Below are 8,755 nucleotides of genomic sequence, written 5' to 3' on the forward strand. Positions count from 1 at the left end.
TGCGACGGAAGTAAAAATCCATCGCCCTAAAAAACAATTAGCGAATGATTCTGGTAAAAAGAAATGCCACGCTATGAAGGCTCAAGCGATTGTCACAAGTCAAGGGAGAATTGTTTCTTTGGAGATCACTGTGAACTATTGTCATGATATGAAGTTGTTCAAAATGAGTCGCAGAAATATCGGACAAGCTGGTAAAATCTTGTCTGACAGTGGTTATCAAGGAATCATGAAGCTATATACTCAAGCACAAACTCCACGTAAATCCAGCAAACTCAAGCCGCTAACAGCTGAAGAGAAAGCCTGTAACCATGCGCTATCTAAGGAGAGAAGCAAGGTTGAGAACATCTTTGCCAAAGTAAAAACGTTTAAAATGTTTTCAACAACCTATCGAAATCATCGTAAACGCTTCAGATTACGAATGAATTTGATTGTTGGTATTATCAATCATGAACTAGGATTCTAGTTTTGCAGGAAGTCTAGTATAAAATACGGACTAATCAAGATAAAAGAATAGTGAATCATAAAAATCGATTTACTAGATACCATAGTATCTTATAGTTGCTAATAAGAAGTTAGTCTAGCAGAATGAACCTCTCATTTCTCCCCTACTAGTCCGTAATTCGTTGATACATTTCTGGTCTTCTATCTCGAAACAAGCCCCAGTTTAGGCGTTCACTTGCTCCCTTGTCTAGGTCATAAGTAGCTAACAGAACAGCTTCTTCTTGTCTTTCAGCTCGTTCTAGAATAGCTCCTGTTTCATCCGTCATAAAGGAGGAACCGTAGAAGTCAAGACTGGAACTCTGTCCGCCATTTTCCTCACTAGGCGTGACCTCTTCCAATCCATAACGATTGGCTGAGATGACTGGAACAATATTTGCTGCTGCGTGTCCTTGCATGGTACGTTGCCAATGACCACAACTATCCGTATCTAAAATTGGCTCTGAACCAATGGCTGTAGGATAAAAGAGCAATTCAGCACCATTTAACGCAAGACAGCGGGCTGTTTCAGGGAACCATTGATCCCAACAGATACCGATCCCGATCTTGGCATAGAGAGTATCCCAGACCTTGAAACCTGTGTTGCCAGGTGTGAAATAAAATTTTTCTTGATAATAATGGTCATCTGGTATGTGGGTCTTTCGATAAACACCCAGCACCTCACCATCTGCATCAATGACGGCAATAGAGTTATACAAGACATTACCATCTTTTTCATAGAAACTGATTGGTAAAACGACCTTTAGCTCCTTGGCAATGGTTTTAAAATGCTGAATAGCTGTATTGTCTGTCACCGACTGGGCATGCTGGTAGTAGTCATACTGACGTTCCTGACAGAAATAGGGACGTTCAAACAACTCGGGCAAGAGAATAATTTGTGCGCCTTGTTCTGCAGCCTGACGTACTAAACGCTCTGCGGTTTGAATATTTGTTGCCACATCCTTGGCGCATTGCATCTGAATGGCTGCAACTCTTACATTTCTCATCTTTTTCTCCTATTCTGGGATTTGTTGGGTGATACAGTGGATATTGCCACCACCTAAGAGAATATCTCTGGCTGGAATTCCGACAACTTTACGGTCTGGGAAACACTCACTGAGAATATCTAAGGCTACTTGGTCGTTTTTATCTTGAAACTGAGGAACTAGGACAGCCTTGTTGGCAATATAAAAGTTTACGTAGGAAGCTGCTAGTCGTTCACCTGCGTATCGCTCTTCTTCTCCTTCTTCATAGATGTAGCCTGGCAAATCCTCTTCGGTTACAACTTGATGAAGAGCTGGAATTGGAAGTTTATGAATAGTGAAGTGACGACCTTTTGCATCTGTTTCTTGCTCTAAGAATTCGAGATCTGCTTTTGACATGGCATACTGAGGATCGTTTTGATCATCTGTCCAAGCCAAAACAAGCTCTGCAGGACCAACAAAGGCTGAAACATTGTCAACGTGTTCATTGGTTTCATCCTGATAAATACCATAAGGAAGCCAAATAACTTTTTCAGCGCCAAGGCACTCTAATAAGGTATTTTCGATTTCCTCTTTACTAAGATGAGGATTGCGACCAGGACTAAGCAAACAACTTTCAGTCACGAGAATGGTTCCTTGACCATCGCTATGTATCGCTCCGCCTTCTAGGACAAAAGGTTTGGCATCATAAACAGGCATTTCCAAGGCCTCAGCAAAATTACTGGCTACTTGATCATCATCTTCATAGTCTTGGTAGAGACCATCTACAGCTCCACCCCAAGCATTGAAAGACCAATCCACGGCTAATTTCTGGCCTTTATCATTGACAAGAATGGTTGGGCCTGTATCACGCGCCCAGGCATCATTGGTGGGAATGTCTAAATAAACAACCTTGTCTCCAAGATAAGATTGGGCTTCAGCTAAGTAGTCTTGGTCCACCAAAAGATAGACTCTTTCTCCTTCTGCTATGGTCTTAATAATCTGGCTGAAAGCTCTTTTAGCAGCCTTTCCTTGAAAGGGCCATGAACCTGGTCGAGTCGGCCATATCATGAGGGTACCATGATGTAGTTCGTACTCTGCTGGCATACGATAGCCTAATTTTGTGGGACTGTCCATCATGATAATCTCCCTTTAAAATCTTGATAGCCAAAGGCTTTGACTAAGCTACAGTCACCCTGATCATCCATGAGATAAAGACTTGGCAATCCAATACCATTAAAGGTATTATTTTTAACAAATGAGTAAATAGCCATGTCCTCAAAGTAAAGTCTATCTCCAATCTCAACAGGATTTTCAAAACTATAATCACCAATTACATCGCCCGTCAGACAGGTATTAGAAGAAAGTCTGTAGGTATGGGCTTTTTCCTGTGCCTCAAAGCCATTTCTCAAAGGTGGACGATAGGGCATCTCAAGTACATCAGGCATATGGCAGGTCGCAGAGGCATCTAAAACCAAGATTTCCATACCGTTTTCTACAATATCTAATACCTCAGTTGTTAAATAACCCGCATTGAGCGCAATAGCTTCACCAGGCTCGATGTAAACATCGAGTTGATAGGTTTCGCGAATACGATTAATCTCAGAAATCAGCAAGTCCACATCATAGTCATCTCTTGTAATATGATGTCCACCACCCATATTGAGCCATTTGACCTCATGTAAGTAAGGACCAAACTGCGCTTCTACTGCTTTCAAAGTTGTTTGTAAATCATCTGCTCCCTGCTCGCAAAGGGTGTGAAAATGAAGACCATCCACCAAATCCAGCAAATCACTAGGAATTTTATCTAGTGTAACGCCAAAACGAGAACCAGGTGCACAAGGGTCATAGAGCGCATGGTCACCCTGTGTTGAACACTGAGGATTGAGACGTAAACCAACACTGATACCAGCCTCCCGACAACGAGGCCCGTGTTTGCGCAACTGCCTCTCTGAGTTAAAGACGATATGGTCCGTTATCTCTAGTAATTCCTCCATGTCCGCATCCTTAAAGGCTGGCGCAAAGACATGGACTTCACCCGGGAACTCTTCTCTAGCGAGCTTAGCTTCATAGAGTCCACTGGCTGTCGTACCAGATAGATACTGGCTAATCAAGGGATAGGTTTTGTAAAGGGAATATGCCTTCTGGGCAAGCAAAACCTTGCAACCAGATTCTTCTTGTACATATTGTAAAATGCGGCAGTTGCCTTCTAACTTTGCCAAGTCAATGATGTAAGCTGGCGTTGGTACTTGTTCTAACTTCATTAGTCCACCATTTGTGGATTCTCAACCACAACCCAAGGCAAACCATACTCATTCAAAGCTTCCATGAATGGATCTGGATCTAATTCTTCAAGGTTGTAAACTCCTGCTTGTTTCCAAGTACCATTCATAACTAATTTTGTCCCAATCATGGCTGGAACGCCTGTCGTGTAAGAAATGGCTTGTGAACCAACTTCTGCGTAACATTCCTGATGGTCGCAGACATTGTAGATGTAGATGGTCTTTTCAACGCCATCTTTGACACCTGTAAAGATACAACCGATATTGGTTTTACCAACCGTGCGTGGACCAAGGCTGGCTGGATCTGGAAGCAAGGCTTTTAAGAATTGAATTGGAACAATGTCTTGTCCATTGAAGTTAATGGTATCCGTACGAAGGAGTCCAACATTTTCAAGACATTTCATGTGCGTCAAGTAAGATTGACCAAAGGTCATAAAGAAACGAATGCGTTTGACACCTGGAATGTTCTTGACCAATGATTCAATTTCTTCATGGTGAAGGAGATACATGTCTTTTTGTCCGACCTGAGGGAAATCGTACTCACGCTTGATTGACATAGCTTCCACTTCAACCCACCTACCATCTTCCCAGTAAGAACCTGGCGCAGAAACCTCACGTAGGTTGATTTCTGGGTTAAAGTTTGTCGCAAATGGATAACCGTGGTCACCACCATTACAGTCTAAAATGTCGATATAGTGGATTTCATCAAAGTAGTGTTTGAGAGCATAGGCAGAAAAGACGCTGGTCACACCTGGGTCAAAACCAGAACCAAGAAGAGCGGTCAAGCCAGCTTCTTTGAATTTCTCCTGATAAGCCCATTGCCATGAGTAGTCAAAGTAGGCTGTAAAACCAAGTTCCTTGCAACGTTTCTCATAGATGGCACGCCACTCAGGGTCTTCTGTGTCTTCTGCTTCGTAGTTGGCTGTATCGATATAGTGAACACCTGTTGCCAAACAAGCATCCATAATGGTTAAATCTTGATAAGGCAGAGCTACATTCAAAACAGCTTCTGGTTTGTAGCTTCCAATCAGGGCAATCACTTCTTCAACCTTGTCAGCATCAAGTGCTGCAGTTTCAATTTTAGTACTTGTTTTGCCTTCTAGCTTCGCTTTCAAGTCATCGCATTTTGACTTGGTACGGCTAGCAATCATAATCTCTGTAAATGTTTCGCTATCTTGACAAATCTTTGAAATAGCAACTTGGGCAACGCCCCCACAACCAATAACTAGTAAACGACTCATTTTTTTCCTTCCTCTTCTTCTAAAATGTCCTCAACATACTTGGGCAACATAAAGGATCCCACGTGTAAGTTTGCAGTGTAGTATTCTGTGAAAAGCTGGCGTTTTTTCCAACCTTCCTTGTCAAAATCTTTGACAGGGTGGTATTTTTTCGATGCAAATCCAAACAACCAATAGCCAGCTGGGCTAGTTGGAATATGGGCCTGATAAACCCGACTGATTGGAAAGGCTTGATTGACCTTGCGGTGCATGCTTCGGCAGGCCGACTCATCCTCGTCAAAGAAGGGACTCCCATGCTGGTAAATCATGATGCCGTCTTCCTTCAGAGCTCGATAACTATTGCCGTAGAATTCCTTGGTAAAGAGTCCTTCCGTATGTCCAAATGGATCCGTCGCGTCGTTGATGATAATATCATAGTCATCTTCGCAGTTTCGCAAAAAGCGTAGCCCATTTTGGTAGTAAATAGTAACACGTGGATCATCTAGCCCTGCAGCAAAGTCTGGGAAATACTCACGACAAACCTCAACCAACATCTCATCTGGTTCCACGATATCGATTTGTTCCAGCTCAGGATAGAGTGTTAATACTTGAGCAACACCACCGTCGCCACCCCCAATAACCAAGACTTTCTTTGGATTGGGATGCACAGCCATGGGAACATGAACGGTCATTTCGTTGTAGACAAAGTCATCCGCATCTGAAAACAAGACGTGCCCATTTAAAATCAGTATTTTCCCAAAAGCTGGGGTATCCAAGACTTCGATATCCTGCCATTCACTTTTACCAGCGTAGAGTTGCTTGGCTGTTCGCAGGGACAATTTGACATCTGGAGTATGAACTTCAGAAAACCATAAATCCATCTAGTTATCCTTTCTCTTAATGACGTTGATGTGATTGACCTCAGGATCTTCCGTCCCTTGGAGGGAGCAACCACGTTCCTTGGCAAATTGGATATAGTCGACAATTTCACGAGTAATGCGTTCACCAGGAGCCAAGATAGGAATCCCTGGAGGATAGCACATGACAAATTCTCCACAGACCTGTCCAACAGATTCATCCAAGGTCAAACTTTTTCTCTCTGAATAGAAGGCTTCCTGAGGAGATAACACCAACTCGGGCTGAATATATTCTCCTGCTATCAAGTCCTTCCCATCTCGTGAATAGAGTCTCTTGATGTCAGCCAAAGCACCGACCAAGCGCTCGATGTCTTGGATGCGATCACCAATCGAAATATAGGCCAAGATATTGCCAATATCACCAAACTCAATCTGAATGTCGTATTCGTCTCGTAGGAAGTCATAAACCTCGATACCTGTTAAGCCAATACCCTGAGTGTAAACTGACAGCTTGGTTACATCAAAATCACAGACCGACACACCATCTATTAACTCTTTTGAGTAGGCATAGTATCCACCGATAGCATTGATTTCACGGCGAGCATACTCAGACAGTTCAATGACCTTCTCAAACGACTCTTTACCACGAAGGGCCAAGTTGCGACGTGAAATATCCAAACTAGCCATCAACAGGTAAGAAGCAGATGTTGATTGGGTCAGGTTGATGATCTGACGAACGTATTCAGAATTCATCTGCTCCCCGATAAGTAAAATGGAGCTTTGGGTCAAACTCCCACCAGACTTATGCATGGAAACTGCTGCCATATCAGCCCCTGCATCCATAGCAGAAATTGGAAGTTTATCAGTGAAATGCAAATGCGCTCCGTGGGCTTCATCTACTAAAACCATCATGCCAGCTTCATGAGCCATTTCTGTCAAACCCTTTAGGTCTGAACAGATGCCATAGTAAGTAGGATTGTTAATCAAAATGGCCTTGGCATCTGGATGGTCCTTTATGGCCTGGGCTACTCGGTCATTTTCAAGACCTAAAGCGATACCAATCTTAGGATCTACACTCATCTCGATATAGATGGGAATGGCACCACATAGAACCAGCGCATTGATGGCAGATTTGTGAACATTTCTCGGAAGAATAATCTTATCTCCTGCCTTGCAGGTTGACAGAATCATAGTCTGCACCGATGAGGTTGTTCCACCAATCATGAGAAAAGCATGGCTAGCTCCAAAAGCATCTGCAGCCAGCTCCTCTGCATCTCGAATAATCGAAATAGGGTGTCCTAGATTATCCAAGGGTTTCATCGAATTGACATCAATGCCTACACATTTTTCTCCTAACAGTTCGACAAGTTCTGGATTTCCTCGTCCACGCTTGTGACCTGGAACATCAAAGGGAACAATCCGTTTCTTGCGTAACTTCACCAAAGCCTCATAAATTGGGGCTTGGTTTTGATCTAACTTCTTCAAGACTTACTCCTTTACCGTATTTTTAGTGCCTCAAGAAGATAAAGGCGACTAAAGGTTGACTCATGAAAAAAGAGCAGGTTTCCACCTGCTCTGCAATCTTCTGACGTTTTTATGTTTGTTTCTGTTGAGTATGTCTGTTCCCGATGTTTCCTAACTCTCTAGTAGCAAATATTACGTACTTTATTGATCGTTTCACAAGATGACGTGTGCTTTCACCACACTAAAAATTTATGAATTAGGACAAGTGTCCTAACATCAACTTATAAAAGTAGGCTTTTAACCCTATCAATAATGTGGTTTTTCAACCACGCTTCGGCATTCAACCCTGCCTGTCCGTAGGCATTTTTTACTCGGGTTTATATTTGCTAGAAAACATCATCTCATTTTCTAAGCTTTATTACTATATCATGTTTTTAAGAACTTGTAAAGCGGTTTACGAAAAAAATATAAAAAGTTCGCAAAATAGTTGGATTTTATTTGATTTAATACTCATTATTCTCTTGTAAACGATTATAAAGTGAACAAAATGTTTATCCTATTTAATTTAAAATTTTTTATGCTATTCTATACTCTTTACCTTCGGTGTTTGATCTATCAGAGAAGATGTCGATATTTTTATATCATTAAAATCGTGCAACTTTTTTCAGATACTTTTAAAAGATTGATTTCATTACCTCTTTCCTTTATACTGGATAAAAAGGAGAATAGTATGTCAGAAACAAATCACGAAATCGATTCAAATTTTGCAGGTCGTTTAAATATCCTGCGTGCGGGTGTTCTTGGTGCCAATGATGGGATTATTTCCATTGCTGGTGTGGTTATCGGAGTTGCTAGTGCCACGACCAATATCTGGATTATCTTTTTATCAGGATTTGCAGCTATCTTAGCTGGTGCCTTTTCAATGGCTGGTGGAGCATATGTATCCGTTTCAACTCAAAAAGATACTGAGGAAGCAGCCGTTGCGCGTGAGCAGCTCTTGCTAGACCAAGATATGGAACTAGCCAAAAAGTCCCTCTATGCTGCCTATATCCAAAATGGAGAATGCGAAACCTCTGCTCAACTTTTGACTACCAAAGCCTTTTTAAATAATCCACTCAAGGCTTTGGTAGAGGAAAAATACGGTATTGAGTATGAAGAGTTTACCAATCCTTGGCATGCTGCCATCTCTAGCTTTATTTCTTTTTTCCTTGGAAGTTTGCCTCCAATGCTCTCAGTGACCATTTTCCCAAGTGAATACCGCATCCCTGTTACTGTCCTTATCGTCGGTGTGGCCCTTCTTCTCACTGGTTATACTAGTGCCAAACTTGGAAAAGCCCCAACCAAAACAGCTATGATTCGGAACCTAGCTATTGGTCTTTTAACCATGGGAGTTACCTTTCTGCTAGGACAACTTTTCAGCATTTAATACTCTTCGAAAATCTCTTCAAACCACGTCAGCTTCGCCTTGCCGTATATATGTTACTGACTTCGTCAGT

The 8,755-nt window shown here is 42.1% G+C and carries 8 protein-coding genes; 2 read left to right on the plus strand and 6 right to left on the minus strand.

Annotated features, from left to right (window positions below):
• A partial coding sequence (locus tag HT736_RS07635) for a transposase family protein (protein ID WP_172930915.1) occupies positions 1-463 on the plus strand: 463 nt, incomplete at its 5' end.
• Positions 464-608: 145 nt separating this feature from the next.
• On the opposite strand, the gene aguB is transcribed toward HT736_RS07635, so the two are convergent.
• Genes aguB through HT736_RS07665 form a run of 6 tightly spaced genes read right to left on the minus strand, consistent with a single transcriptional unit; the run spans position 609 to position 7,280 of the window.
• On the minus strand, positions 609-1,484 hold the full coding sequence (gene aguB / locus HT736_RS07640; protein WP_023937523.1) for an N-carbamoylputrescine amidase: 876 nt from the start codon (positions 1,482-1,484) through the stop codon (positions 609-611).
• A 9-nt stretch (positions 1,485-1,493) separates the two neighbouring features.
• Positions 1,494-2,579 carry an agmatine deiminase gene (gene aguA / locus HT736_RS07645; RefSeq protein WP_023937525.1) on the minus strand — a complete coding sequence of 362 codons (1,086 nt, stop codon included), beginning with the start codon at positions 2,577-2,579 and terminating at the stop codon, positions 1,494-1,496.
• Positions 2,576-3,703, minus strand: coding sequence for a carboxynorspermidine decarboxylase (gene nspC, locus HT736_RS07650; protein WP_100104628.1), 1,128 nt, complete (start codon positions 3,701-3,703; stop codon positions 2,576-2,578). The genes aguA and nspC overlap by 4 nt, the downstream gene beginning before the upstream one ends.
• Complete coding sequence (locus HT736_RS07655) at positions 3,703-4,962, minus strand: saccharopine dehydrogenase family protein (protein WP_172930916.1); 1,260 nt, start codon at positions 4,960-4,962, stop codon at positions 3,703-3,705. Before HT736_RS07655 ends, nspC begins: the two co-directional genes overlap by 1 nt.
• Positions 4,959-5,819 (minus strand): polyamine aminopropyltransferase, encoded by an 861-nt coding sequence (speE, locus tag HT736_RS07660; protein ID WP_000366717.1) that lies wholly within the window; start codon positions 5,817-5,819, stop codon positions 4,959-4,961. The genes HT736_RS07655 and speE overlap by 4 nt, the downstream gene beginning before the upstream one ends.
• Positions 5,820-7,280: an aminotransferase class I/II-fold pyridoxal phosphate-dependent enzyme gene (locus HT736_RS07665; RefSeq protein WP_138699667.1), complete on the minus strand. Its 1,461-nt coding sequence runs from the start codon at positions 7,278-7,280 to the stop codon at positions 5,820-5,822. It abuts the gene before it with no gap.
• Between the two features lie 709 nt (positions 7,281-7,989).
• Here HT736_RS07665 and HT736_RS07670 point away from each other — a divergent pair.
• Positions 7,990-8,685: a VIT family protein gene (locus HT736_RS07670; RefSeq protein WP_023937531.1), complete on the plus strand. Its 696-nt coding sequence runs from the start codon at positions 7,990-7,992 to the stop codon at positions 8,683-8,685.
• Positions 8,686-8,755: the final 70 nt, after the last annotated feature.

The sequence above is a fragment of the Streptococcus sp. 339 genome (genome assembly GCF_013277285.1).
GTDB lineage: Bacteria > Bacillota > Bacilli > Lactobacillales > Streptococcaceae > Streptococcus > Streptococcus pseudopneumoniae.